The organism is Mycobacterium sp. NGS35 (genome assembly GCF_059812855.1).
In genome coordinates this window covers 1-25,339 of record NZ_JCALDL010000011.1, presented here as the reverse complement: position 1 = coordinate 25,339, position 25,339 = coordinate 1, and the positions used below count along the sequence as shown (strand labels likewise).

At 66.0% G+C, this 25,339-nt stretch carries 21 protein-coding genes; 10 read left to right on the top strand and 11 right to left on the bottom strand.

What is annotated here, in order from left to right; genetic code table 11:
- Positions 1–2 precede the first annotated feature (2 nt).
- Positions 3–1,781, bottom strand: coding sequence for an Hsp70 family protein (locus tag AC5Y4C_RS16960; RefSeq protein WP_499963878.1), 1,779 nt, complete (start codon positions 1,779–1,781; stop codon positions 3–5).
- Between the two features lie 68 nt (positions 1,782–1,849).
- Positions 1,850–2,923 (bottom strand): NAD(P)H-dependent amine dehydrogenase family protein, encoded by a 1,074-nt coding sequence (locus AC5Y4C_RS16955; RefSeq protein WP_499963876.1) that lies wholly within the window; start codon positions 2,921–2,923, stop codon positions 1,850–1,852.
- Positions 2,924–2,957: 34 nt separating this feature from the next.
- On the opposite strand from AC5Y4C_RS16955, the gene AC5Y4C_RS16950 reads away from it, so the two are divergent.
- Complete coding sequence (locus tag AC5Y4C_RS16950; RefSeq protein ID WP_499912049.1) at positions 2,958–4,262, top strand: cytochrome P450; 1,305 nt, start codon at positions 2,958–2,960, stop codon at positions 4,260–4,262.
- Positions 4,263–4,271: 9 nt separating this feature from the next.
- Here the strand turns inward: AC5Y4C_RS16950 and AC5Y4C_RS16945 are convergent, their stop codons facing one another.
- Positions 4,272–4,673, bottom strand: a complete 402-nt coding sequence (locus AC5Y4C_RS16945; RefSeq protein WP_499912047.1) for a hypothetical protein — start codon at positions 4,671–4,673, stop codon at positions 4,272–4,274.
- Positions 4,674–4,832: 159 nt separating this feature from the next.
- Between AC5Y4C_RS16945 and AC5Y4C_RS16940 the strand changes: the two genes are divergently transcribed.
- Entirely contained in the window at positions 4,833–5,594 is a 762-nt protein-coding gene (locus AC5Y4C_RS16940; protein WP_499912045.1) for a deoxyribonuclease IV, read from the top strand.
- A gap of 4 nt (positions 5,595–5,598) precedes the next feature.
- Here AC5Y4C_RS16940 and AC5Y4C_RS16935 read toward each other — a convergent pair whose 3' ends face one another.
- A complete protein-coding gene (locus AC5Y4C_RS16935) occupies positions 5,599–6,117 on the bottom strand; it encodes a hypothetical protein (protein WP_499963874.1) in 519 nt (172 codons plus the stop codon).
- A gap of 47 nt (positions 6,118–6,164) precedes the next feature.
- Positions 6,165–7,226, bottom strand: coding sequence for a glycoside hydrolase family 183 protein (locus tag AC5Y4C_RS16930; RefSeq protein ID WP_499963873.1), 1,062 nt, complete (start codon positions 7,224–7,226; stop codon positions 6,165–6,167).
- Between the two features lie 35 nt (positions 7,227–7,261).
- On the opposite strand from AC5Y4C_RS16930, the gene AC5Y4C_RS16925 reads away from it, so the two are divergent.
- Genes AC5Y4C_RS16925 through AC5Y4C_RS16905 form a run of 5 tightly spaced genes read left to right on the top strand, consistent with a single transcriptional unit; the run spans position 7,262 to position 12,534 of the window.
- Positions 7,262–8,770, top strand: coding sequence for an ABC transporter substrate-binding protein (locus AC5Y4C_RS16925; protein WP_499963871.1), 1,509 nt, complete (start codon positions 7,262–7,264; stop codon positions 8,768–8,770).
- Complete coding sequence (locus AC5Y4C_RS16920) at positions 8,770–9,714, top strand: ABC transporter permease (protein WP_499963869.1); 945 nt, start codon at positions 8,770–8,772, stop codon at positions 9,712–9,714. The genes AC5Y4C_RS16925 and AC5Y4C_RS16920 overlap by 1 nt, the downstream gene beginning before the upstream one ends.
- Positions 9,711–10,514: an ABC transporter permease gene (locus AC5Y4C_RS16915; protein ID WP_499912036.1), complete on the top strand. Its 804-nt coding sequence runs from the start codon at positions 9,711–9,713 to the stop codon at positions 10,512–10,514. The genes AC5Y4C_RS16920 and AC5Y4C_RS16915 overlap by 4 nt, the downstream gene beginning before the upstream one ends.
- Positions 10,508–12,070 (top strand): dipeptide ABC transporter ATP-binding protein, encoded by a 1,563-nt coding sequence (locus AC5Y4C_RS16910; RefSeq protein ID WP_499912033.1) that lies wholly within the window; start codon positions 10,508–10,510, stop codon positions 12,068–12,070. The genes AC5Y4C_RS16915 and AC5Y4C_RS16910 overlap by 7 nt, the downstream gene beginning before the upstream one ends.
- Positions 12,070–12,534 (top strand): SRPBCC family protein, encoded by a 465-nt coding sequence (locus tag AC5Y4C_RS16905; RefSeq protein WP_499912030.1) that lies wholly within the window; start codon positions 12,070–12,072, stop codon positions 12,532–12,534. The genes AC5Y4C_RS16910 and AC5Y4C_RS16905 overlap by 1 nt, the downstream gene beginning before the upstream one ends.
- Positions 12,535–12,540: 6 nt before the next feature.
- Here AC5Y4C_RS16905 and AC5Y4C_RS16900 read toward each other — a convergent pair whose 3' ends face one another.
- From AC5Y4C_RS16900 to AC5Y4C_RS16890, 3 genes are read right to left on the bottom strand one after another with little or no spacing between them, the layout of a single operon-like run.
- On the bottom strand, positions 12,541–13,038 hold the full coding sequence (locus tag AC5Y4C_RS16900) for an Rv2253 family sensor-like surface protein (protein WP_499912027.1): 498 nt from the start codon (positions 13,036–13,038) through the stop codon (positions 12,541–12,543).
- Between the two features lie 13 nt (positions 13,039–13,051).
- Positions 13,052–13,498, bottom strand: a complete 447-nt coding sequence (locus tag AC5Y4C_RS16895; protein ID WP_499912024.1) for a DUF5078 domain-containing protein — start codon at positions 13,496–13,498, stop codon at positions 13,052–13,054.
- A 16-nt stretch (positions 13,499–13,514) separates the two neighbouring features.
- Positions 13,515–13,904 carry a DUF732 domain-containing protein gene (locus tag AC5Y4C_RS16890; RefSeq protein ID WP_499912022.1) on the bottom strand — a complete coding sequence of 130 codons (390 nt, stop codon included), beginning with the start codon at positions 13,902–13,904 and terminating at the stop codon, positions 13,515–13,517.
- Between the two features lie 298 nt (positions 13,905–14,202).
- Here AC5Y4C_RS16890 and AC5Y4C_RS16885 point away from each other — a divergent pair, with 298 nt between their 5' ends.
- Together AC5Y4C_RS16885 and AC5Y4C_RS16880 are read left to right on the top strand one after the other, a co-directional pair.
- Positions 14,203–14,634, top strand: coding sequence for an MmpS family transport accessory protein (locus AC5Y4C_RS16885; protein WP_499912136.1), 432 nt, complete (start codon positions 14,203–14,205; stop codon positions 14,632–14,634).
- Entirely contained in the window at positions 14,631–17,492 is a 2,862-nt protein-coding gene (locus tag AC5Y4C_RS16880; protein WP_499912020.1) for an MMPL/RND family transporter, read from the top strand. Before AC5Y4C_RS16885 ends, AC5Y4C_RS16880 begins: the two co-directional genes overlap by 4 nt.
- Positions 17,493–17,564: 72 nt before the next feature.
- Here AC5Y4C_RS16880 and AC5Y4C_RS16875 read toward each other — a convergent pair whose 3' ends face one another.
- On the bottom strand, positions 17,565–18,398 hold the full coding sequence (locus tag AC5Y4C_RS16875) for a glycoside hydrolase family 16 protein (protein WP_499912018.1): 834 nt from the start codon (positions 18,396–18,398) through the stop codon (positions 17,565–17,567).
- Positions 18,399–18,565: 167 nt separating this feature from the next.
- Between AC5Y4C_RS16875 and AC5Y4C_RS16870 the strand changes: the two genes are divergently transcribed.
- Positions 18,566–18,883 carry a WhiB family transcriptional regulator gene (locus tag AC5Y4C_RS16870; RefSeq protein WP_499912016.1) on the top strand — a complete coding sequence of 106 codons (318 nt, stop codon included), beginning with the start codon at positions 18,566–18,568 and terminating at the stop codon, positions 18,881–18,883.
- Between the two features lie 3 nt (positions 18,884–18,886).
- Here AC5Y4C_RS16870 and AC5Y4C_RS16865 read toward each other — a convergent pair whose 3' ends face one another.
- Entirely contained in the window at positions 18,887–19,669 is a 783-nt protein-coding gene (locus AC5Y4C_RS16865) for a methyltransferase domain-containing protein (RefSeq protein WP_499963867.1), read from the bottom strand.
- A 56-nt stretch (positions 19,670–19,725) separates the two neighbouring features.
- The coding region (locus AC5Y4C_RS16860) for a non-ribosomal peptide synthetase (RefSeq protein ID WP_499963865.1) at positions 19,726–25,339 on the bottom strand (5,614 nt) is incomplete at its 5' end.

Here is a 25,339-nt window from a genome sequence, read left to right as displayed (position 1 = left end):
AGCTAGCGCGGAACGGTGACTGTGTCGGGCAGGCCCGGGATCGGCGGAAGTTTGAACGTGATCGGCGGCAGCGTGTTCGTCGGCGGAGGCGCCTGGGGACTCGGCTCGGAGGCCGGCGCAGGAGGTGCTTCAGCCGGTGCCTCGGCGGGGGGCGGCTCGGACGCCGCCGGCGGCGGGGCTGCGTTCGGCGCGGCGACCGGCGCCTGATACTGCGTCGCCGGCGCCTGATACTGCGTTGCTGGGGCCTGGTACTGGGTCGCCGGTGCAGGAACGGCGTACACCGTGCGCGGCGGCGGATCCTGCGACTGTGGCGCCGGGGCAGCGCCTTGTGGGGCAGCCGCTGCCGCACTCGGCGCGGCGGTGCTCGACGGAGCAGGCGGCGACGTGCTCGACGCGGGCGCGGTATCGCGGCCGAATGCCACGAACGCGCTGGCGCCGAGCAGCAGCAACACCGAAGCCGCGACGGCCAGCACCGTGGAGCGACGCCGGTACCGTGGCGCCTTGGTTGGCGCCGATGCGTCCGCGGTCGCGTCGAATAACAGCTGCGGCCGCGCGCTGGACATGCCGGTCGCCGCCGCGACCGGCTCGGGATCCGGCTCGACCGGCCGCACGATCGGCGGGATGTCATGCGCCTCCGACCACGCGAGCGCGCGGAATGTGCTCGATTGCGCGTCGGCGTCGGCGAACACGGCCGGAGCAGCCGCCGAAACAGCTGGAACGACAGCCGTCGCCCAGTCGTCAGCCGGCCCCCACGCGGCGCGCAGCGCGGCGCCGGTGGCCGCGGCGAGCTCGGGGCGAGGCATCGTGAGGACAGGGACGCGGAACCGCTCGGACAGCATCGCGGTGACGAGCGGGATGCGCGCGCCGCCACCGACCGACGCGATGGCCGTCAGATCGCTCGGGTGAACCCCGGCGTGGTCGAGCATCTCGGCCACCACGACGAGAAGTTCGGCAAGCGGCGCCCGGATCTGTTCCTCGAGTTCGGCGCGCGTCAGCCGGACGTCTCCGGAGAAGCCCGGCAGTTGCACGGTCATCGCCGTCACCGTGCTGGCTGACAGCCGCTCCTTGGCGCCTCGGCATTGTGCCCGCAACCGATGCAACGGCCCCAGCGCCGAGGTGCCGCCGGCGTCGACGGTCGCGGCTGCCGACAGGTCGGCAACCACATGTGTCAGCAGCGCCTGGTCGATCAGCTCTCCGGAGAAGTCGGTGTGCCGAAGCGTGGGACCCAGCGGCGTGTAGCCGTGCGGCGCGTCGATCAGCGTGACGCTGGTGCCCGTGCCGCCGAAGTCGCACAGCGCGATCACTCCATGACCTGGAAGGCCGCGAACGGACTGCAGCGCGCAGACCGCCGCCGCGGCATCGGAGACCGCCTCGACAGGCCGGTCGTTGCGCCGCCACTGCGGCGTGCGGGCCAGTGCGCTGCGCAATGCGTCGACCGCCGCCTCGCGCCAATGCGCCGGGTACGCCACGGCGACCGAGCTGCTCGGGCGACCATCGGTCACCGCGTACAGCATCGCGCGAAGCGCGTCGGCGACCAGGATCTCGCCCCGGTGCACCGAGCCGTCCGAAGCCACGATGCCGACGGGGTCACCGACCCGGTCGACGAACCCGCTTACCACCAGGCCGGGCGCCGGAAGGTGCGGATTCTCCCCTGGCACGCCGATCTCGGGCACGCGACCGCGGCAGAGCGTGAGTACCGACTGCCGCGTCACCGCGGCGCGTCCCTGCTGTACGCCAGCAAATTGCGTCGCGCCGACCGACAGCCCTACCGCGTCTGTCATGTGCTCCTAGCCCGAACGAAACGAGTGCCTCTGCTAGATGACATCGCCGGCACCGGCCGATCAGTTACTCAGCGAATCGTCCCCGCCCCCGGTATCAAAGGCAAATCGAGCGTGGTGACCCACCCGGGCGGCAGGTCGTTGACGGCTGGCACGGCGTTCAGAGCACGCATGCCAGTGGCCAGACATCCGGCCGCGGCGGCGTCGCGGCCCGATCCGTCGGTGAAGCGAAAAGCCGTCTCTTGGAAGATGCTTGGAGTTCCCTCGATGTCGACGCGGTAGACGTCGTCCTGCGTGCCCGAAGGCCATTCGGGAGCGGCGTCGTGGCCGATCCGATTGACGTGCTCGAGCTGGATGCGGGTCTCGCCTCGGTAGATGCCGTTGATCGTGAAGCGCACCGCAGCAACGTTTCCGGGTTTGATCACGCCCTTGGCGGTGGTGCGTTCGGTGGGCGTCACCCACTTCTCCCACGTGGTGGTGATCTCGTCGAGCATGATGCCCGCTGCGTGGGCGATCATCGGCACCGTGGCGCCCCAGGCGAACACGAGAACGTCGCGATGCTCGAGCATCGGCGTGAATTCCGGCGGCTTGCCGATGCCCATCTCGTTCTCGTAATCGCCCTCGTAGTTGGTGTAGTCCAGCAGTTCGGAGGCGCGTACCCGGCGCACCTCGCTGCACAGGCCCATCAACGTCATCGGGAACAGGTCGTTGGCGAAGCCGGGATCGATCCCGGTGGTGAAACAGGACGCCTCGCCGAGTTCGCACGCCTCGGTGATGGGCAGGATCCACTCCGGCGGGTTCAGGTGCATCGTCGGCCACACCCATGGCGTCATCGCAGTGGAGCACACGTCGATGCCGGCGCGCAGGAACCGAGACATCAGCCGGATGTTGTCGTCGGCGTGCGCGGCGGTCGGCCCGTAATGCACCAGCGCATCAGGGCGAAGCTCGATCAGCGCGTCGAGGTCGTCGGTGGCCGTGATGCCGATCGGGTCGGCAAGTCCACAGATCTCGCCGGCGTCGCGGCCCACCTTGGCCGGGTTGCTCACCCCGACGCCGACGAGCTCGAACAACGGGTGCCTGACGATCTCCGGGATCACCATCTTGCCGACGAAGCCGGTGCCCCACACCACGATCCGCTTAATCACCGCCTCACCCTAGGCGCCGGGGCTACTGTGCGTTATGGGCATCGCAACAAAGGTGAACGGTGTCGCCCCACCAGAGGTGCCGCTGTCGGAGATAGACCTCGGAACGTGGGATTTCTGGGGGCAGGACGACGACTTCCGCGACGGCGCGTTCGCCACTCTGCGCCGCGAGAAGCCGATCTCGTTCTGGGAGGTAGCGCAGGACAACGAGCACGCAACTGGCTACGACGCCGGTGCCGGCCACTGGGCGCTGGCGTTGTACGACGACGTCCATTACGCCAGCCGCCACCCGCAGATCTTCAGCTCGGTGCCGTCGATCACGATCGGCGACAACATCCCCGAGTTGGCTGAGTACTTCGGGTCGATGATCGTCATGGACGATCCGCGTCACCAACGGCTGCGCAACATCGTCAGCCGGGCGTTCACGCCCCGGGTGGTGGCCCGCATGGAGGATTCGGTGCGCGACCGCGCGCGCGGACTCGTCGACGCCATGATCGCCAAGCACCCCGACGGAAAGGGTGAGGCGGTCGCCGAACTGGCGGGTCCGCTGCCGCTGCAGGTGATCTGCGACATGATGGGCATCCCCGACGAGGACGAGAACACCGTCTTCGGTTGGACCAACGTGATCCTGGGCTTCGGCGACCCCGACATCGCCGGCGACCTCGAAGACTTCATCAAGGCGTCGATCGATTTCGGCGCGTATGCCACCGCGCTCGCCGAGGATCGGCGGGCCCATCCGGGTGAGGATCTGACCACCAGCCTGGTGCAGGCGGAGGTCGACGGGGAGAAGCTGACCTCCAGCGAGGTCGCGTCGTTCTTTCTGCTGCTGGCGATCGCGGGCAACGAGACCACCCGCAACGCGATCAGCCACGGATTGCTGGCGCTGACCCGCTACCCGGAGGAGCGGGACAAGTGGTGGGCCGACTTCGAGGGGCTTCGGCACTCGGCTGTCGAGGAGATCGTCCGGTGGTCGTCGCCGGTGGTGTACATGCGTCGCACGCTCAAAAGCGACGTCGAGATGCGCGGTGTCGAGATGGCCGCCGGCGACAAGGTGTCGATGTGGTACTGCTCGGCCAACCGCGACGAAACCAAGTTCGCGAACCCCTGGCTGTTCGACGTCAGCAGGGACCCGAATCCGCACGTGGGGTTCGGCGGTGGCGGCGCGCATTTCTGTCTGGGCGCGAACCTGGCCCGGCGCGAGATCACGGTCGCGTTCGACGAAGTGCACCGCCGAATTCCCGACCTGGTCGCGACCGAAGAACCCGCCCGGCTGCTGTCAGCGTTCATCCACGGGATCAAGCACCTTCCGGTCGCCTGGACACCGCCCGATTCTGCGATCTGACCTCGACGATCAGCCGGGGATCGGCATTCCCGGCTGCGGCCCCACCGGGGTGGGCGTCACGGTGGTCACCCCGTTCGAGCCGACATGCGGCGGTCCCGGCACGCCCGGCGCCTGGTTCGCGCCTGGCGGCGGTTGTGCGGCTTTGGTGCAGTTCAGCATCAGCGCCACCCGCGAGTTCACCATGAACTTCTGGCTTTCCACGATGCACTGGGCCTGCGGCACATCGCTGCCGACCGATCCCTGAAACACCGGCTTGTAGCCCATGGACTTCAGGATCTTGACGGCCTGGGCGTAGGTCTGCCCGGAGACGTCGGCCGCGCCGTTGTTGTCGCTGCTGGCCTCGCCGGCCGCAAGCACACCGATGGACACCAGCGCGACGGAGCCCGCGGCTACGGCAAACAGTCTTTTCACGTGACCTCCGTCTGTGGCTGCCGGTGCGAAGATAGCGCAGAACCACCGGGCGAGGCATCGACAGGCCGTCCGTTGCCCAATCGATGCGACATCACGACCGAGTTGTCGTGCTCTGCCCGCGGACCGTTACCTGTCGGCCGGCCGACTTAGACTAAGCGGGTGCTCATCGGTTCGCACGTCAGCCCAGAAGACCCGCTGGCCGCCGCGGCCGCCGAAGGCGCTGAGGCAGTGCAGATCTTCTTGGGCAATCCGCAGAGCTGGAAGGCGCCCAAGCCGCGCGCCGACGCGGCCCGGCTGCGAGAATCGCCGTTGCCCATTTACGTGCACGCGCCCTATCTGATCAACGTAGCCTCGCCCAACAACCGGGTGCGCATCCCGTCGCGCAAGATCCTGCAGCAGACCTGCGATGCGGCCGCCGAGATCGGCGCCGCCGCGGTGATCGTGCACGGCGGTCACGTGACCGCCGAGGACGACGACCTGCAGGCCGGTTTCGAGCGGTGGCGCAAAGCGCTGCAGCAGCTCGAGACCACGGTGCCGGTTTACCTCGAGAACACCGCGGGCGGTGACCACGCGATAGCCCGCCAATTCGACACCATCGCGCGGCTGTGGGACTACATCGGCGACCAGAACATCGGCTTCTGCCTGGACACCTGCCACGCCTGGGCGGCGGGCGAGGAGCTCGTCGACGCGGTCGAGCGGATCAAGGCGATCACCGGCCGCATCGACCTGGTGCACTGCAACGACTCCAAGGACCCGCAAGGTTCCGGACGCGACCGGCACGCCAACCTCGGCACGGGCGAGATCGACGTCGAGCTGCTGGTCGCGGTCGTCACGGCCGCCGACGCGCCCGTCATCTGCGAAACCGCCGACCAGGGCCGAAAGGACGACATCGCGCTGCTGCGCGACAAGACCCGCGGCTAGGCGGCTACCAGAGGTTCTCGATCTGATTCAGCGGATCGAGAATAATCGGAATCGGAAGCGGTTCCTTGTACGCCAACGTGAACGGCTTCTTCGTCATCCCCGGCTTGAGCCCGCATTGATCCGGGGTGAGAACTGTCAGCGTGCCGGCCAGAGTTGCCTGGTCCCAGGCATAGCTGTATTGCGCTTTCGTCCAGGTGCCGTCCGGGCACTGCACCCCACGGTCTTTCGTGACAAGCCACGTCCACAAGCCGTTGACCTTGCGCGCGTCGCCGCCGTATCCGGGATAGTCGCTATCCGGCCCGTAGCTGGGCGAGACGATGCTCGACACGTGCAGCACACACCCGGCCTGCACGCAGGTCGCGTAGATGGTCCATGTCTCATCGGGCGCGCCGTCCTGGTGGTAGGTGTAGATGCCGTACATCGGCTCGTCGACCGGTCGCGCTGAGGCGCGCCCGGCAACACCGACGGTCATACCGACGGCGGCGACGACTGCGGTGACGGCAGCGATCAGCACTCGAGTCATGCGCACGACGCTAGTATCACAGCGTTTGCCACCCCGAACGCCGGTATTCACAGATTGACCGGATCGTCGTCTGGACGCCGACGGGTGCTGTCACTGACTGAAGCCTTGAATTGCATTGCGCGATAAGGCCATCCGGATGCGGTATGCCATTGTGACACCACCAGCCCGAAGCCGCCCACCACGTCGAACCGCGAGCCCGGCAGCACGTAACCGCCGTAGAGTTGCGCAACCTTGTTGCCGCCGTGGTCCTCGTCGGCCCACCCCGCGCCGACAATCGGGCGCTGAATCGGCGTGGTGTGCATGTCGGCGGTCGGTGAGCTGATCACGCGGTAGCCCAGCGAGTAGCCCGACGACAGGAACCCGCCCAAAACCCACCTGCCGTCGTCGATCCGCCGGAACGTCAGCTCTCCCCACGTCTCGCCGGCGGGCGTGATCGGCGTCGGCTCGCTACCCCATCGCCATCGACCGCCGGCGAAACTCCAGCTCTCGTATTCGGACCGGTCGCCGATGTCCTCGGGCCGCACGCGGCGCAGAATGATGCCCTTGTCGCGCTGGAACCCGGTCGACACCACGTAAACCCATTGGGCCGTCGGGTCGTAGTCCCACGACCAGCACTGCGCATACCCGCCGTGCAAGTCGCCCGGGAACTTCGCGTCCTCCCCCATGTGGGTCCACGAGACGCCACTGTCGTCGGAGCGCCAGATCTCCGTCCACATCACGGTGCCGAAGCCGTGATTGACGATCGCATGCAGGTACAGCGAATCCTCGACGCGCAACAAGTCCGACGGGATCACGGTGCTGATTCCGCCGCGCATCCATAAGCTGCCGGCATCGTCGTGAACATACGGCCAGAGCTGGTGGGCGTAGTCAGGATCGGGGCCGCCCGCACGCTCGTAGACGATTTCAGTGTTCGCGTCGCCGCTGCCGATCAGCACTACCGGTGAGCGCCAATCGCCCTCGCCGACGCGCCGGCCCGAGAACGTGTCGCCGAAGACCGACACCAGCTTTCCGTTCGGCGCGACGACAGACGCGCCCAGGTCAGTGCATGTGACACCCCACCGTTCGGTGATACCCGGGCCGGTCAGATCGGCCAGCTTGCCCGTCAGCATGGGACCAAAGATGCCATGGCTTATACCGTGAAGCGATGAGTCGACGCGCACTGGCACTGTTCGTGCTCGTCGCGCTGTGGCTCACCGCCTGCTCGGCGGGTCATCGGGTGGAGCTCGGTGAGCAGGCGTCGGGAAATCTCGTGGCTGCCATCGCCGGTGAACCCGACCAACTCGACCCGCAGAAGACCAGCGCCTACTTCTCATTCGAAGTGCTCGAAAACGTCTTCGACACGCTCGTCGAACCGGACGAGAACCTGGAGATGCGCCCGGCGCTCGCCGAATCGTGGGAGGTCAGTCCCGATCAGCTGGCGTGGACGTTCCACTTGCGCAAAGGCGTGACGTTCCACGACGGCACCGCGCTGACCGCCGATGACGTCGTCTACTCGTTCAACCGCATCATCAGCGAAAAGCTCTCCAACGCATACAAATTCAGCGCCGTCACCAGCGTGGCGGCACCCGACCCGGCCACCGTGCGGATCGGTGTCAAACAGCCCACACCCAATCTGCTGACCAACATCGGCGGCTTCAAGGGCATGGCGATCGTCTCCCGTCATAACGTCGAAAGTGGCCAGATCGCAACCCATCCCATCGGCACGGGGCCGTTCGTGTTCGTCGGCGCCAAAAGCGGCGACTCGATCACACTGAAAGCCAACCCGCGTTACTGGGGCGGCGCTCCGGCGGTGTCGGGCGTGACATTCCGCTTCATCTCCGAACCCTCCACCGCATTGTCGGCACTGCAGGCCGGCGAAATCGACTGGACCGATTCGGTTCCCGCGCAGCGGGTCGAGGAGCTGCGCACCGACGATTCGCTCCGGCTCGGCGTCACGCCCAGCACCGATTACTGGTATCTGGCGCTCAACGAGGCTCGCGCGCCGTGGAACGACGTGCGCGTGCGGCAGGCGATCGCCTACGCGATCGACCGCGATGCGATCGTCCAAGCCACCAGCTACGGCACCGCAACGGCCAACCAGCTGGCGATCCCCAAGACCAGCCCGTGGTACACCCCCTACCATCGCTACAGCCGCGACATCGGCAAGGCCGAAACCCTGCTTGGCGCAACGTCTTTGGCCGGGCGCCGCCTCGACATGCTGGTCACGACCGAATACCCGGAGACCGTCACCGCGGCGCAGATCGTCGCCGACAACCTGGAACCACTCGGCGTCGACGTGAAGATCCGCACCGTCGACTTCGCGACCTGGCTCGACGAGCAGAACCACGGCAACTTCGACATGTTGATGATGGGCTGGCTCGGCAACATCGATCCCGACGACTTCTACTACGCGCAACATCACAGCAGCGGAAAGAGCAACGCCCAGAAATTCTCCGATGCGGAGGTGGACCGGCTGCTCGACGAGGGCCGCATCGAGGTCAAGCGGGATGCGCGTAAAGACATCTACGCTCGTGCGGCGACCATCATCGCCGATGAGGTCAGCTACATCTACCTCTACAACCCGTCGGTGATCCAAGCGTGGAGCCCGCGCCTGTCCGGCTATCAGACCCGGCCCGACGGGGCCATCCGCTTCCGCACCGCAAGGCTGACGTGATGCTGAAGTTCCTTGCGCGCAGGGTCGCGCACGCGTTGGTGGTGCTTCTGGGCGTGCTGGTGGTGGTCTTCGCGCTGGTGCATCTGGTCCCCGGTGATCCGGTACGCATCGCGCTCGGCACTCGCTACTCACCGGAGGCTTACGACGCGCTGCGCTCGGCCAGTGGCCTGGATCGCCCCCTCGTCGAACAGTTCTTCTCGTACGTGGGCTCGGCGCTCACCGGCGATCTCGGTGTCAGCTTCCGCAATGGTGAGCCGGTGACGATCACGCTGCTGGACCGCCTTCCCGCCACGATCTCGCTTGCCGTCGTCGGCATCGCGATCGCGCTCGCCGTGGCGCTTCCGGCAGGGACCTGGGCGGCTTTGCACCGAGGCCGGTTGTCGGACGCGCTCATTCGGGTGTGCAGCCAGTTCGGTGTGTCGATACCGGATTTCTGGATGGGACTCCTTTTGATCGGAGTGTTCGCGGCCACTCTGGGCTGGCTGCCGACATCGGGGTACGTGCCGTTGACCACGAACCCTGCGGCCTGGCTGCGCCACGTGCTCCTGCCCGGCGTCACGGTGGGCATCGTTGCCGCCGCGATCATGACGCGCTACGTGCGTTCGGCGGTGCTGGAGGTGGCGTCGATGGGCTACGTGCGCACCGCCTGGTCGAAGGGCCTGCCGCCGCGGGTCGTGACGTTGCGTCACGTCTTGCGCAACGCGCTGGTTCCGGTGTTGACGATCACCGGTATCCAACTCGCGACGATCCTCGGCGGGGTGATCGTGGTCGAGGTCGTGTTCGCGTGGCCGGGCCTCGGCCGGCTGGTGTATCAAGCCGTGGCGGCCCGCGACTATCCGGTGATCCAGGGTGCGGTTCTGCTGATCGCCGTGATGTTTCTGCTCATCAACCTGGTGGTCGACGCGCTGTATGCGGTGGTGGACCCGAGGATCCGGCTGTCATGACGCGGCTGAGCGCGATCGTGCTGGCCGGGATTGCCGTGGCGGCTGTGTTCGCACGGTGGATCGCGCCGTACGGCGTCAACGACGTCGACGTGGCGAGCGCGCTGCAGCCACCCAGCGGCGCGCACTGGCTGGGCACCGACGAGCTGGGCCGCGACATCGCCTCTCGTGTGCTGGTGGCATCGCAGGCGTCGCTGCAAATCGCCATGGCCGCAGTCGCTTTCGCGTTCGTCGTCGGCGTCACCGTCGGGGTGGTGTCCGGATATACCGGCGGCTGGACCGACACCGTGCTGATGCGCGTCGTCGACGTGATGTTCGCGTTCCCGGTGATGCTGCTTGCCCTTGCGATCGTCGCAGTGCTGGCACCGGGCACCACGACCACGATCCTGGCCATCGGTGTCGTGTACACCCCGATCTTCGCCCGGGTGGCGCGCGCGAGCACGCTGTCGGTGCGCGTGGAGCCGTTCGTGGCGGTGTCGCGCGCCATCGGCACCGGGCGGCTCTACATTCTCGGGCGGCACGTCGTGCCGAACATCGCCGGGCCGCTGATCGTGCAGACGTCGCTGTCGCTGGCGTTCGCGATCCTGTCCGAGGCGGCGCTGTCCTTCCTCGGGTTGGGCATTCAGCCACCCCAACCGTCTTGGGGCCGCATGCTTTTCGATGCGCAGGGTTTCATCCACCGGGCGTGGTGGATGAGTGTTTTTCCCGGAGTGGCGATCTTCGTCACCGTGCTGGCGTTCAACCTGTTCGGCGACGGACTTCGCGACGCGCTCGACCCCCGGCAGCAGGCACGTCAATGCTGAGCGTGCGTGATCTTCGCGTGCGCATCGGCCGCCGCGACATCGTGCGCGGCATCTCCTTCGACGTCGCGCGCGAACAGACCCTGGGGATCGTCGGCGAATCGGGCTCCGGCAAGTCGATGACCGTGCTGGCCGCGACCGGACTGCTCGACGCCCCGGGGGCGGTTGTCGACGGCTCCAGTGTGCTGCAGGGCGACAAGGATTCGCCGGTCGAGCTGGTCGGCGCGTCGGCGAGGGTTCTGCGCAGTGTCCACGGCGGCCGGATCGGCTTCGTGTTCCAAGATCCCGGCACGTCGCTCAACCCGCTGTTGACGCTGGAGCGTCAGGTCACCGAATCCCTCGAGGCGCACCGTGATATGACACGACGCCAGGCACGGAGGCGAGCGTTGGAGTTGCTGGAGGCGGTGGGACTGCCCGACCCCGCCGCGCGGCTGTCGAGCTATCCGCATCAGCTTTCGGGGGGGCAGCGGCAGCGGGTGATGATTGCGATCGCGTTGGCGTGCGATCCGGAGCTGCTGATCGCCGACGAGCCGACAACGTCGCTGGATGTGACGACGCAGGCTCAGATCATCGAGCTGGTGCGAAACCTGCAGCTCGACTTCGGCACGGCGGTGGTGTGGATCAGCCACGACTTCGGTGTGATCGGCCAGGTCGCCGACGATGTCACGGTGCTGCGCCACGGCGAGGCGGTGGAACAAGCACCAATTCTGGACGTGTTCGACCATCCGGCGCATGCATACACCCGAGAGTTGTTACAAGCGCGGCCTGTCATCGAAGCCGAGGGTCCGCCGGCGCCGTCCGACGACGTGCCAGTGCTGCTGCGGGTGCAGGGGCTGACGGCGCGCGAGCGTGGCGTCAAAGATGTCTCGTTCGAGATTCGCCAAGGGACCACTCTTGCGCTGGTAGGCGAGTCCGGATCCGGCAAATCGAGCGTGGCGGAGGCGCTGACTGGGCTGCTTGCTCCAGACGCCGGCACCGCGCTGCTGGGCGAGGTGAACGTATTCGGCAACCGCGACAAGTCGCTGCGCCGGCAGATCGGCTTGGTGTTGCAGGATCCGTACTCGTCGCTCGATCCGCGTATGCGAGTCGGGTCCTCGATCGTCGAGCCGCTGGTGGTGCACCGGCTGGCCGGCAACCGCCGAGATCGGCGTAGGCGGGTGGCCGAGTTGCTGGAAATGGTCGGGCTGCCAAGCGAATTCGCGACGCGCTATCCCCACCAGCTGTCCGGCGGCCAGCGTCAACGGGTCAGTATCGCGCGCGCGCTGGCCGCCGAACCGGAGTTGCTGATCCTCGACGAGTCGACCGCTTCGCTGGACGTCTCGGTGCAGGCGCGGGTGCTCGAGCTCCTCCTGGGGTTGCAACGCGATCTCGGCCTGACGTATCTGCTGATCGCGCATGATCTGGCGGTGGTGCGGCAGATGAGCCATCAGGTCGCGGTGATGCGCAAGGGCGAGATCGTCGAATACCGCTCTGCAGCCGACATTTTCGCCGAGCCACAGCACGCCTACACCCGCACGCTTCTGGCCGCGGTACCGCCCGAACGACCGCGGTGCGCATAGTGACGTGGCGGCGTCGCACCGCGGAGCGGACGCTGACCGAAGACGTCGCGGCACCGCCAGCCAGGGTTCGCGACTTCTATGTCGATCTGCACAACATGCCGCTGGTCCACCCGCTGGTGGTCTCGGTGCACAGCATCGCCCGCATCGAGGGCCCGAACGGGTATGTGCAGACTTACCGCGTCGCGGACCGGATTGTCCTGGGGCCGTTGACGTTACGAACCCGATACACCGCACGCGTGCAGGTGCCCACGGCCGGCGACGTGACTGCAACGGCGCGGCAATTCCCGGCGGTGCGACTGCGCAGCATTATCTCATTTGTCGAGACCGACTCCGGCACAAGGATTTCGGAGAATCTGCACATTGAAGCGCCATGGATCTTGGCCGCGCTGACCGTCCGCGAGGCGGTGCGGGCGCATGCCGCGATGCTGGCGAACATCCGCCGGCACTTCGCCACGAGCGGCTGAACCCTCCTAAAGCGGCAGTGCCTGCATCGGCATGTCGACAGTCCCGCGGCAGGCGCCCTCGGAAATGTCGGCGTGCCACGCCCCGGTCAGCGACCCGTCCGGCTGCGGCGTGTAGGTCACACGAGAGCTCGCCGGATTCCATTCGATCGTGCCGTCCGGCAGCAGGCAATCCCACCGGAACGTGGTGTCGGACGTCCACGCAGAGCCGTCCCAGGTGAACTGCACCGGCTGCGGCACTGTGGGATTCCTCGGGGCAGGACCGTCGACGATCGTCGCGACGCACTTGCCCGACGAGCACGACGACGAAAACGTGTAGGTGTCGATGTGCATGGACTCGGACTGGTTAGCCGCGATGCTGGTGCCGCTCTTCTGTGCGGTGAAGAACGTCACCTCGTATTTGCCGTTCCACGACGGATCGGCCGCCGCCATTGGGGCAAGACACACCGCGAGGCCCAGTGACGCGGCAGCCGCCGCAACGAAACCGCGGACGTGGTGGCGTGTCATGTCGCCGACGCAATCACCAGTGAGCGTCGTAATTCCACACCGACTGGTCGTCCGGCGGGTAGTTGTGGCAGATGTCGGTGGTGTGCGCGGCGACACCCTTGTTGTTGAAGAACAGCTTCGCGTGGTTAGGCCATGCGGCGGTCAGCGGATCGGCGAAGTGGGTGACCAGTTCCTCCGAATACGCCCGGCGCCCGGCGTAGTCCATCGAGTAGAACCAGTGCATCTTGTCCTGGGTCGCTTGCTGCTGACCCGGGTGGTTGTTGTAGTCGATCATGTAGCGCTCGTAATAGACGGGTTCGACATCTCGGGCGGCCGCCATGATCTGTTCGGCGGTGCAGGTGGTTTTCAGCATGCGGTTCGGAATCGGATAGTCGTCCGTCGCATCGGCCGAGGCGATAGGTGGCACCGCCATCGCTGCGGCACCGAGAACAGCGATCGCCATGCTCGCTTTACGAAACATTGTGACTCCCTTGGTTTTACGCCTCGGCGGAGAATGACGACCCAGGCTGCTGGCTGGTGTCGAGGGGCGGCGGCGGTTGTGTCACGGCGCCCAGGATCGGCAACTGCTCCGGGCAGTAGGTGCGCACTGCGGCGCCGAGGAACTGCCATGCCTGTTCGGTGGTGCTGCCCCTCTGCAACTGCCGGAAGATGAACTGCGCCGACGCGTAGGCGTCCGGGTCCAGATGGTTGTACAGCCGCTTGCAGGCGATCTTGCCGATCCAGGCGTTGTAGTCCTTTTGCCCGTAGATGCCGTACGTGTGAAGCTCTTCGGCGAAGTCGGTGTCCGGGTCGGCGTGCGCCGGCGCGGACAGCACCAGCGCTGCGGCTAGTGCGGTGACTGCGGTCGCCCCCCTGGCTAATTTCATGGGCGCATCGTATCCCCTCCGGATAGCAGGTGTGCAAGAACGGGTGGTCGCGCGGCCGGCGAATCCCCAGTTAGAGCCTCGATGCGACCGATTCAGTTAAATGGACTAATCTGTCAGAATTCGTGGCGAGTGTAGGGAAGGGAAGGCGGGGGTGCGGATGACGCAGACACGCAACGACACCTGGTTTCCTGCCGGCCCGGACGGCGCCGCTCAGGGGGTCGCAGACGGTCCTGCCCATGCGGCCGCGCCGGCACCCGGCCGTGGTCCCCGCACGACCACGTCCCGCCGGAAAGCGGGCGTGTTCAGAGCGCTCAAGCGCGCGTGGATCCTCATCGTGATCTTGCTTGTGGTCGCTCTTGCGGCGTTCGGCGTCGACCGGCTTCGCCAAGTGTTCGGTAAGACCGAACTCACCAGGCCTGGAGCCGGACTCGCCAACGACCCCGCACCGTTCAATCCCAAAACCGTCAAATACGAGATCTTCGGAGAGCCCGGCGCCGTGGCGACCATCAACTACCTCGACCTCAATGCGCAGCCACAGGAAGTCAAGGACGTGCCGCTGCCTTGGTCCATCACTCTGACCACCACCGCTCCCGCCGCCAGCGCCAACATCGTGGCGCAAGGCAACGGCGACATGATCGGATGCCGCATCACCGTCAACGGTGAGGTGAAGGACGAGAAAACCAACGACGGGCTGAACGCTCAGACGTTTTGCTTGGTGAAGTCCGCATGACGAACACTCACGTGGGGGCACACCCGATGATCCCCCGGTTCATTCGGCTGTTCTCGGTGCCGATCCTGCTCGGGTGGATCGCGGTGGTGGTCCTGGTCAACCTCATCGCCCCGCAGCTGGAAAAGGTCGGCGAAGCCCACGCCGTGTCGTTGGCTCCCAAGGACGCCCCGTCGATGCAGGCGATGCAGCGGGTGGGCAAGGACTTTCAGGAGTTCGACTCCAACAGCTCGGTGATGATCGTCCTCGAGGGCGACAAGCCCCTGGGTGATGACGCCCACCGCTACTACGACGGACTGATCGACAAGCTCGAGGCCGACAAGAAGCACGTCGAGCACGTCCAAGACTTCTGGGGCGACCCGCTGACGGCCGCCGGCTCGCAGAGCGCCGACAACAAAGCCGCCTACGTGCAGTTGTATCTGGCCGGCAATCAGGGCGAGAGCTTGGCGAACGAGTCCGTTCAAGCGGTGCGCCAAATTGTTCAAAGCGCTACCCCGCCGCCCGGGGTGAAGGCTTACGTCACCGGACCAGCGGCGCTGACCAACGACCAGCACCACGCCGGTGACAAGAGCCTCAAGCTGATCACCGGCATCACGATCCTGGTGATTTTCGTGATGCTGTTGTTCGTCTACCGTTCCGTGGTCACGGTGCTGCTGGTGCTCGCGATGATGTTCATCGAGCTGGCGGCGGCGCGCGGTGTGATCGCAACGCTGGGCTATTACAACCTGATCGGCTTGTCGACGTTCGCGGTCAACCTGCTGACCACGCTGGCCATCGCCGCGGGCACCGACTACGCGATCTTTTTGGTCGGCCGATATCACGAGGCACGCCAGAACGGCGAAGACCGCGAAACCGCGTTCTACACGATGTATCACGGCACCGCGCACGTCATCCTCGGCTCTGGGTTGACGATTGCGGGCGCGACGTTCTGCCTTCACTTCACCCGTCTGCCGTACTTCCAGACACTGGGTATTCCGCTCGCGCTGGGCATGCTGGTCGCGGTGTTCGCGGCATTGACGATGGCGCCGGCGTTGCTGACGGTCGCGAGCCACTTCGGCCTGGCCGATCCGAAGCGGAGATTGAACACCCGCGGCTGGCGGCGGGTCGGTACCGCCGTAGTGCGTTGGCCCGGGCCGATTTTCGTCGCATCGATGGTTCTTGCTCTGGTCGGCCTCGCCGCGCTGCCGGGCTACGTGCCCAGCTACAACGACCGAGAGTTCCTGCCCAAGGACATCCCGGCCAACGAGGGATATCAAGCCGCCGACCGGCATTTCCCGCAAGCGCGGATGAATCCTGAGCTGCTGCTGGTGGAAACCAACCACGACGTTCGCAATCCGGCCGACATGCTGGTGATCGACCGAATTGCCAAGAACATCTTCCACATTCCCGGTATCGGCCGCGTGCAGAGCATCACCCGGCCGCTTGGCACCCCGATCGAGCACACGTCGATCCCGTTCTTGATCAGCATGAACGGCACCACCCAGACGATGAATCAGACGTATCTGAAAGACCGCATGGCCGACATGCTGGTGCAAGCCGACGAGATGCAGAAGACCATCGACAACATGCAGCACATGTATGAGTTGATGAAGCAGCTCAACGCGATCACGCACAGCATGGTCGGAAAGACCGACAAGACCGTCGAAGACACCAACGAATTGCGCGACCACATCGCCGATTTCGACGACTTCTTCCGGCCGATCCGCAACTACTTCTACTGGGAACCGCACTGCTACGACATCCCCATCTGCTGGGCGCTGCGGTCGGTGTTCGACACGCTCGACGGCATCGATCTGCTCAGTGACGACATCGCTTCTCTGACAGTCGATCTGCACAAGCTCGACGCGTTGATGCCGCAGCTGCTGACGCTGATGCCGCCGATGATCTCGACCATGCAGACCATGCGCAACATGATGCTGACGATGTATCAGACGCAGAACGGCCTGCAGAACCAGATGGACGCGGCGCAGCAGAACGCAACCGCGATGGGCCAGGCCTTCGATGCGGCGAAGAACGACGACTCGTTCTACCTGCCGCCGGAGGTGTTCGACAACCCAGATTTCAAGCGCGGCCTGAAGATGTTCGTCTCGCCCGACGGAAAAGCCGTGCGGTTCATCATCTCTCACGAAGGTGATCCCGCGTCCGTCGAGGGCATCAAGCACATCGACCTGATCAAGAACGCTGCGTTCGAGGCCATCAAGGGCACCCCGTTGGAGGGTTCGAAGATCTACCTCGGCGGCACGGCGTCGACGTACAAGGACATGCAGCACGGCGCGAACTTCGACCTGTTGATCGCCGGCATAGCGTCTATCTGCCTGATCTTCATCATCATGCTGATACTGACCCGAAGCGTGGTCGCCGCCGCGGTGATCGTGGGGACAGTGCTGCTGTCGCTGGGCACATCGTTCGGGCTTTCGGTGCTGATCTGGCAGTACATTCTGGGTCTGCACCTGCACTGGATGATCATCGCGATGTCCGTGATCATCCTGCTGGCGGTGGGCTCGGACTACAACCTGCTGTTGGTGTCACGGTTCAAGGAAGAGATCCACGCCGGGATCAGGACCGGGATCATCCGCTCGATGGCCGGCACCGGTGCCGTCGTGACGTCAGCCGGTCTGGTGTTCGCGTTCACGATGATGTCGATGATGGTCAGCGACCTACGTGTGGTCGGCCAGGTCGGCTCGACGATCGGTCTGGGTCTGCTGTTCGACACGTTGATCATCCGGTCGTTCATGACGCCGTCGATCGCCACGCTGCTCGGACGGTGGTTCTGGTGGCCGCAGCGGGTGCGAGAACGCCCGGTGCCGCGTCCGTGGCCGTCGCCGAAGACCCGTGAGCTTGAAACCGCGCAACCCGGCTGACCGGTAGGAATCTCTAGGAATCTCGGAAACTGAGTCCCGCTACCCCCGCTCGCCACGCCGTCGTGGCGGTGGTTACCAGACGCGGATCCAGTCGATGAGCATGTCCGCCGGGTAGTTGCCCAGGTTGGGATCGCCACCGCCCGGGCCGCCGACCGCGACGTTGAAGATCGGAAACATCGTGTACCCGGGCTGGTTGAACGGCCAGCGCCCCTTGATCGGAACGGCAGGGACCGTGAGATAGGGCCGTGCCCCCTCGACGTAGTCACGCCAGAACCGGAAGCCCTTCTCGTCCCACTGGCAGCGCCAGGTGTGCCAGTCCCCGTCGACCAGTTCTGGGATGTCGCGACCGGCCCATGTCTTGCCGTCCGACGCGGCGTGCACCGTGCTTCCGGGAGCCCATCGGTTGTTGCCGTACCACTCGACGATGTCGACTTCGCCGTCGGGCAGCGGATCCTCGTTGAGCAACCAGAACGCGGGCCAGCAGCCAGGCGTCAGGCAGTTGAATTTGATGCGCGCTTCCCAGGTGTGGCCGATGCCGAGCCGCGCCAAGCCTTGGATCTTGCCGCTGAAGTACTCGTCCCCCTCACGCGACGCGCGAATGACGAGGTTGGAGTTCCCGTCGAGGAACACGTTGCGGTCGCGGTAGTGCCCTTCGATCGGCGGCGTGACCGGAGTGTCCCAGTTGACCACCAGCCACTTCGACAGGTCCGGTCCAGATCCGGCCGGGCCGTCGAACTCGTCCTGGAAGATGTAGCTCCCAGTAGTGGCATCGGCCGGCGGCGCAGCGGGCGGGGACACCCGATCGGCTGGTGAAGCGCCAGCCAAGGGCATCTGCGTGGGAACCGCGGCCGCAAGCACACCGAGCCCCGTCATCAACATCATGGTGCGACGATCCATCTCAGGCACAGCTAGACAATAAAGGTCACCAGAACCGGAGCGGCACACCGGGCAACGTTGCGGCGTTTCCTCGCTCGGGCGCCAAGTCAGGTAGTGCACTACGCATGCCCGCGGCCGGACTGGACGCGACGATCCACTCAGGTACGGCAAACATTCGAGCCAGGAGTGGACCGCAGGTGTGTGACAAGCAAACCGTTCCCGCTGTCGAAGCCCGCTTCGCGTGGGTGTCGCGGGCCCGCTGTCGTTCCGTCGATCCGGAGCAGCTGTTCGTTCGAGGGGCAGCCCAGCATCAGGCGGCTGTCATCTGCCGGGACTGCCCCGTCAAGGTCGAGTGCGCCGCCGACGCACTCGACAACCAGATGGAGTTCGGTGTCTGGGGTGGCATGACCGAACGTCAGCGTCGCGCACTGCTCAAACGACACCCTGAAGTGAGGTCTTGGGCGGAGTTCTTCGACAGCTACCGAAAGCAGCGCAACGCCGGCAAGCCGGCATGACGTCTAGCCTTGCGCCTCAACAGGTTTGGAGGACCCGTCCCGACTGGCGACGGCCACCGTCGGGCCGAAACGTCGAGTGAGGAAGTCGACGGTCATGGTGGGATCGGCATACTGCGCGAGCGCACGCAGCGCTGACGGGCTGTAGGCGCGTAGTGAGCTGATGAACCCGTCGTGCACCAGCGGGACCAGCCGAGTCAGCGGCAGCGTCACCCCCAGCACCAGCAGGTGCAGCGGCGCCGGCGGCCTGCGCAGATCGACGATGATCAGTTTCTTCGCTGCCCGGGTGCCTTCGGCGAATACGCGGGCGGCCATCTCCGGCGGCAAGTGATGCAACGACAAGGCGAACACCGCCAGGTCGTAGTAGCCGTCCGGGGCGTCGATCGCGGTGGCGTCCATCTGCCGGACCATGGCCCGCGGATGACTGCCCAGATCGCTGGCGGTGACGGCGGCGACGAACGACGGGTCGATGTCGGTGATCGTCACCTCAGCGGTCGGGTGATTCTCGAGCAGCCTGCGCGACAGGCCGCCGAGGCCGGCGCCCAGCTCCAGGATTTTCGGGGACGGCACGTCGGCCACCTGATCGAGCACCACTCGGGCCACCCTGCGATGTACGCCGAACTTGCGCTGGCCGGACCGGTCGAGCGAGCGGACGACTTTTTGCTTGAGGTCGTCGACGTCGTCGCGGTCGAGGTATTCCAGCCGGTCGGTTCTCAACCGCCGATCCAGCCACGACGCGTTTGGGCCGCCCCTGGGCATGTCCGCAATGTCTCGGGTGGTCCCATCCATGACGACATCATGGTTGACGGGCGCGACGGTGGGCTGTGAATCAGCCAATTCTGCGCCTAACTCACCGGCGCCGATAATCGCTGAGCGGCAACGGCGTCGGGAGTTTCCAACGAAAGTTTGAGTTGCTCTCCGTACAAACCGAGCGTTTCGGCGGTCAGCATCTCGTAGTGGGTGCAGTCGACGGAGTGGCTGGTGATATTCCCGTCGACGTACGGCCGCCAATTCTCGGCATGTGATGGGCCGTCACCATTCGTCGTCCGAGCGGCGGTGAAAACGACCAAATCGCCGTCGAATACCTCGGGCCGGCAGTCCGCGAGGTAGGACTGGTTGACGGTGACGCTTCGGACCATGAACTCCAACAGTGCCGTGGATGCGAGCGCTACATCGCCCATGCGCATACGCTCACGAATGAGCTCTGCTGTCTGACGGTAGGTCAGAGGTTCGGACGGTTGCGGAATGTCGATATGGCTTGCCTGCAGAATCTGCCTGAGAATGTGATCTTCGTCGGCTTGTTGGCCTGAGCTGACCCGGTGTGCGCTCACTGCGTCGTCGAGCAATACCAGGCGTTCGACAATGCAGCCGCGGCGTCGAAGCTCGACCGCGAGTTGATGAGCGACGACTCCGCCGAGAGACCAGCCGAGCAGTTTGTAGGGACCCTCCGGGTAGAAAGCTTGCACCCGGTCCGCATAGCTTTGCGCCATCCGCCGAATGGATTTCGGTGGGCCGTCGCCATTGTTGGGAAGTTGGTTGATTCCCACGATCGGGCAGTCCAGATATGCGCCCAACGCGCGATACGACCAGCTCAACCCGAGACCGTCGTGAATACAGAACAGCGGAACGCCCGTGCCCTCTTTGAGCACCTCCAGCGGCACTACTTCTACTCCGCTGTCGCGGTCGTGTAGCTGTTGGCTCAGACTCGCGACGGTCGGCGCGACGAAGATGGTGCGCACCGCGAGCTGGGCGTCAAGGGCGCTGTTGATTGCAGCGATCACTCGCATCGCCGACAGTGAGTCACCGCCCAGTTCGAAGAACGAGTCGTCGACGCCGACGCGCTCGAGGCCCAGGACGTCGGCGTAGATGTCGGCGAGGATTTTTTCGACCGGTGTGCGTGGCGCCCGGAAGGCGGTGGCGGCGAACACCGGCGCCGGAAGTGCCTTGCGGTCGATCTTTCCCGACGAGGTCAGCGGAAACTCGTCGAGCACGACGATGTGCGTCGGCACCATGAAGTCGGGCAGCCGTGCGCTCAGCCGCTGACGCACCCCGCTGATCTTGGTGTTGGTTTGGGGATCGCTTGCATAGGTGCTGCGGTGGTGTCCCGCAGGCGAGGGCAGGTACAGATCGGTGAGCAGCGGAGTGCGTCGGGTGTCGGTGGGCGCAAGGAAGACGGCATCGAGGGTGCCGGGCTGGGCGCCCCAGGTGACGGCGACGTGATAGCCGAGCGTTTCGCCGAGGCGGTGCAGCTGTTCGGGGGTGGCGGTGTCGATGGGGGTGGCTGCCGCGGCCTGCGCGACGGCGTCGGCGACGGAAAGTCCCGCGGCCAGCGCCGCTTCGATTCCGACGTCGGCAACCAGACCGGTCCGCGGTATCCCGCTGATGCGGACGGCGTGGGGCCGCTGTGCACTCAGCTGGGCGTGCAGGGCCCCACAGTCATTCCAGGCCCACGTGGGCGCAGACGCTAGTGACTGTACGGGTGCGGGTTGCTTGTAAATGGCGACGTCGTAGCGGTACCGGTTCAGTTCATTGTCGGCCGAACCGCGTTTGACTTGGATGTCGAGCCCGGCCACTGCGGGCTGGTCGGCCACGCAGGCAATGAAAAACTCTGGCGCCAAAAGCAATTCGGGTTCACTGCGGATCGCGCGTTGAACACGTTGCTGAATTTCCGCGCTGTCGGTCGACGTGGCACGGGCCAACGCGACTGCGGTCTGAAATGGCATCTGCAGGCTGTGATTTCGGACGTCGCCGATGAACAGCGCACCCCCGTCGGCGAGCAGCTGCACCGCGTTGCCGATGAGGTCGGCCAAGTATTGCTCGTTGGGGAAATACTGGACGACCGAATTGAGCACGATCGTGTCGAAGTAGCCCCGGGCCAGCCCCTCGGTGACGTGCGCAGGCTGGGTCAGCAGTTGCACCCGGTCACGCCACGGGATCTGCAGGCGCTGCAGCAAGCGAGCGAGGTTGTCGATGGCCACCGACGACATGTCGGTGGCGACGTAGTGGTCGCAGTGCGGGGCGACCTCGGACAGCACCAAGCCCAAGCCGGCACCGATCTCCAGCACCCGGCGCGGCTGCAGGGCGAGAATTCGGTCCACCGTCGCCGAGCGCCACTCCAACATGTCGTCGAGCGGTATCGGATCGCCGGTGTAGCTGCTGTTCCAGCCGCGGAAGTCCATGCCGAGGCCAGGCTCGTCGACCTCGGTGGCGTACAGGTCGTCGTACACGTGTTGCCACTGTTCGACGATCTCGGCATCGCGGTCGGCGGTGGTGGTGTGCTCGAGGGCGACATAGCCGACCAGGTGCGGTCCGTTGGTGCTGTGCTGCACCGCAGCCGCGGCTTGGGTCACCTGCGGGCACGCGAGCAGAGCGCTCTCGATCTCGCCGAGTTCGATGCGTTGACCGTGCAGTTTGACCTGGTTGTCGGCGCGGCCCAGGTAGTGCAGTGTTCCGGTGCCGGTCCAGCGCACCAGATCCCCGGTTCGGTACAGACGCGTCCCCGGTGGCCCGTACGGGTCGGCCACGAACCGTTCCGCAGTCAACTCCGAGCGGCCCAGATAGCCGTGCGCCACTGCTGGCCCACCCAGGTACAGCTCACCCACCACGCCGATCGGAACCGGGTTCAGCCGGGCGTCGAGCACCAGCGCGCGCACACCCGGCACCGGGGTGCCGATGCCGACCGTTCCGCCCGGCACGAGCACTGCGCTGCGGGTGGCCCAGATCGTGGATTCGGTGGGGCCGTAGGCGTCGAACATCCGACGGCCGGGTGCCCAGGCCGCCACCAGCTCTGCGGGGCAGGCCTCCCCTGTGGTGACCAGTGTGTCGACTCCGCCGAGCCGCGCCTGATCGAGCGACGCCAGCACGGTCGGCGTCACCACCGCCGCGCTGACACGCTGGTCGTGCAGCAGTGTGGTCAGCGCCTCGCCGGCATAGGCCTCCGACGGCGCCACCACCAACGTGGCTTTCGAGCCGGCGGCCAGCAGCATCTCCCCGACCGACACGTCGAAGGTCGGCGCCGCCACCATGAGCAGACGCGTGCCCGGGTGCAATCCGAACGTCTCGCCGAGTGCGGCCACTGCCAGCAGACCGGCGTGGCTCACCGCCACGCCTTTGGGTGTCCCGGTGGATCCCGACGTGAAGATCACATGCGCGACGGTGTCAGCGGTCAGCGGCGCTGTGCGGTCGGCGTCCGTGACGGGTTCGGCGGAGCGCCCGGACAGGTCCAGCCCGTCGATGCGCAGCACTGGTCGGGCCCCGGCGCCCGGGACACTGCCGGCATCACCGGTGAGCACACATACCGGCTCGACTGCGTCCAATACCGCCGCGATGCGTTCGACCGGATGAGCGAGATCAATTGGTACGTAGGCACTTCCCGCCTTGAGAACGGCCCACCACGCCACCACCAGATCCAGGCATCGGTCCATCGCCACGGCGACCGTGCACTGGGGACCCGCACCTGTGTCGATCAACGTCCGCGCCAACTGCGTCGACCGCTCGTCGAGCTCCCGGTAGGAAAGTCGGCGGGTCCGGTCGAGAACCGCCGTCCCGTTGGGATGCGCCATCGCCGCGGCAGCCAGCAACTGCGCAGCGACGGCCACCGGTGCCGCCGCGTCGGCGCCGGACCACTTGTCCAGCAACAGATCTCGCTCGGCGCGATCGAGCAACGCCACGTCGCCCACCACCACCGAGGCGTCGGCCACCACGGCCTCGATGACGCGGCCAAACCAGGTGACCAACCGTTCAATGGTGCCTCGGTCGTACAAATCGGTGGCATACGACACGAGGCCAGCCGCCATCGGCGCCTGCGGGTCGTCGGTGGGCACCTCGCTGAGTTCGAAGTCAAGGTCGAACCGTGCGGTGTTGTTGGGCACCGCGAGCTGCTCCACGGTGGCGTCATCAAACGCCAGCGCGCCTGGTCGCGCATTGTTCTGGAACGCCATGAGCACCTGGAACAGCGGATGATGCGACGCAGACCGAGTCGGGTTGACCTGCTCGACGATTCGCTCGAACGGCACGTCCTGGTTGCTGTAGGCGTCCAGCGCCTTCTGGCGCACCCGCGCCAGCGCGTCGCTGAACCGGTCGGCTGCTTTGACACCCACCCGCAACACCCACGTGTTGACGAAGAACCCGACGAGATCGTCGAGCGCCTTGTCCGTGCGGCCGGCGATCGGCGCGCCCATAGCCAGGTCGTCGCCCGCCCCGACGCGGTGCAACAACACGGCCATGACGGTCTGCAACACCATGGAGACCGTCGTGTTGTGCGCCGCAGCCAGCTCCTTGACCCCGGCCCACAGCTGCGGGTCGATGCGCACATCGACGGAGTCGCCCCGGTAGCTGGGCTGTGGTGGACGCGGCCGATCCGTCGGCAGCGACACGACTTCGGGAAGACCGGACAGCTCCTGACGCCAATATCGCAATTGCGCGGCAATCACACTGTCCGGGTCCGACTCCGCGCCAAGCCAATCCTGTTGCCACACCGTGTAATCCGCGTATTGCACCGGCAGCGGCGCCCAATCGGGGGCTTGTCCCCGTCGCCGCGCACCGTACGCCTGAGCCATGTCCCTGAACATCGGAGCCAAGGACCAACCGTCGAAAGCGATGTGGTGCACGACGATTCCCACCACGTGTTGCAGTCGACCCGTCGAATAGATCTGCACACGGATCGGGATTTCCGCTGACAAGTCGAACCGGTACTCGGCCAGCGCGAACAGCTCTCGGGCGACGTCCTGCTCCGGCAAATGCACGGCCGCCGGACCGCCGCGCCGCCACATCCCCGCCCGGGCCGGCACCACCTCTTGGTAGGGGACGCCGTCGATCTCGGGGAAAACGGTACGCAGTGACTCATGGCGGGCGATGACGTCGTCCAGTGCCGCACCCAACGCGTCGACGTCCAGCGGCCCGTTGATGCGGAAGGCGGTCGGCATGTTGTAGGTCGCGACGCCGCCCTCGAACCGGTTCACGAACCACAGTCGGCTCTGGGCGAAGGACAGCGGAATGGTTTGCGGCCGTTGGACGGCCAGTAGTGGTTTGCGCCGCTGTCCTTCCGCACCGATGCAGGGCGCGAGCTGGGCGACCGTCGGTGCATCGAAAAGAGTGCGCACGGCAAGATCGACATCCAGCGCTGTGTTGACGGCCGCGATCACCCGCATTGCGGTCAATGAATCGCCGCCCAGATCGAAGAAGGAGTCGTCGATGCCGACGCGGGTGAGTCCCAGGACTTGTTCGAAGATGCCGGTGAGGATCTCCTCGACGGCGCTGGCCGGTGCCCGGTACTGCTGACTGCGCTGATATTCGGGCAGCGGGAGGGCGCGGATGTCGAGTTTGCCGTTGACGGTCAGCGGCAGGGCCTCGATGGGCACGATGACGGCGGGAATCATGTAGCCAGGCAGGCGCTGCGCCAGCTGAGCGCGGGCTTGCGCGGGGTCGGCTGTGCCGGTGATGTAGCCGACCAGTCGTTGC

Excerpts from the sequence above, each read along its gene's own strand:
- AC5Y4C_RS16900 (WP_499912027.1), bottom strand. The coding sequence starts at position 13,038 with ATGACACGCCACCACGTCCGCGGTTTCGTTGCGGCGGCTGCCGCGTCA.
- AC5Y4C_RS16880 (WP_499912020.1), top strand. The coding sequence starts at position 14,631 with ATGACGAACACTCACGTGGGGGCACACCCGATGATCCCCCGGTTCATT.
- AC5Y4C_RS16925 (WP_499963871.1), top strand. The coding sequence starts at position 7,262 with ATGAGTCGACGCGCACTGGCACTGTTCGTGCTCGTCGCGCTGTGGCTC.
- AC5Y4C_RS16950 (WP_499912049.1), top strand. The coding sequence starts at position 2,958 with ATGGGCATCGCAACAAAGGTGAACGGTGTCGCCCCACCAGAGGTGCCG.
- AC5Y4C_RS16920 (WP_499963869.1), top strand. The coding sequence starts at position 8,770 with ATGCTGAAGTTCCTTGCGCGCAGGGTCGCGCACGCGTTGGTGGTGCTT.
- AC5Y4C_RS16895 (WP_499912024.1), bottom strand. The coding sequence starts at position 13,498 with ATGTTTCGTAAAGCGAGCATGGCGATCGCTGTTCTCGGTGCCGCAGCG.
- AC5Y4C_RS16890 (WP_499912022.1), bottom strand. The coding sequence starts at position 13,904 with ATGAAATTAGCCAGGGGGGCGACCGCAGTCACCGCACTAGCCGCAGCG.
- AC5Y4C_RS16960 (WP_499963878.1), bottom strand. The coding sequence starts at position 1,781 with ATGACAGACGCGGTAGGGCTGTCGGTCGGCGCGACGCAATTTGCTGGC.
- AC5Y4C_RS16930 (WP_499963873.1), bottom strand. The coding sequence starts at position 7,226 with ATGCTGACGGGCAAGCTGGCCGATCTGACCGGCCCGGGTATCACCGAA.
- AC5Y4C_RS16910 (WP_499912033.1), top strand. The coding sequence starts at position 10,508 with ATGCTGAGCGTGCGTGATCTTCGCGTGCGCATCGGCCGCCGCGACATC.
- AC5Y4C_RS16915 (WP_499912036.1), top strand. The coding sequence starts at position 9,711 with ATGACGCGGCTGAGCGCGATCGTGCTGGCCGGGATTGCCGTGGCGGCT.
- AC5Y4C_RS16865 (WP_499963867.1), bottom strand. The coding sequence starts at position 19,669 with ATGGATGGGACCACCCGAGACATTGCGGACATGCCCAGGGGCGGCCCA.
- AC5Y4C_RS16935 (WP_499963874.1), bottom strand. The coding sequence starts at position 6,117 with ATGACTCGAGTGCTGATCGCTGCCGTCACCGCAGTCGTCGCCGCCGTC.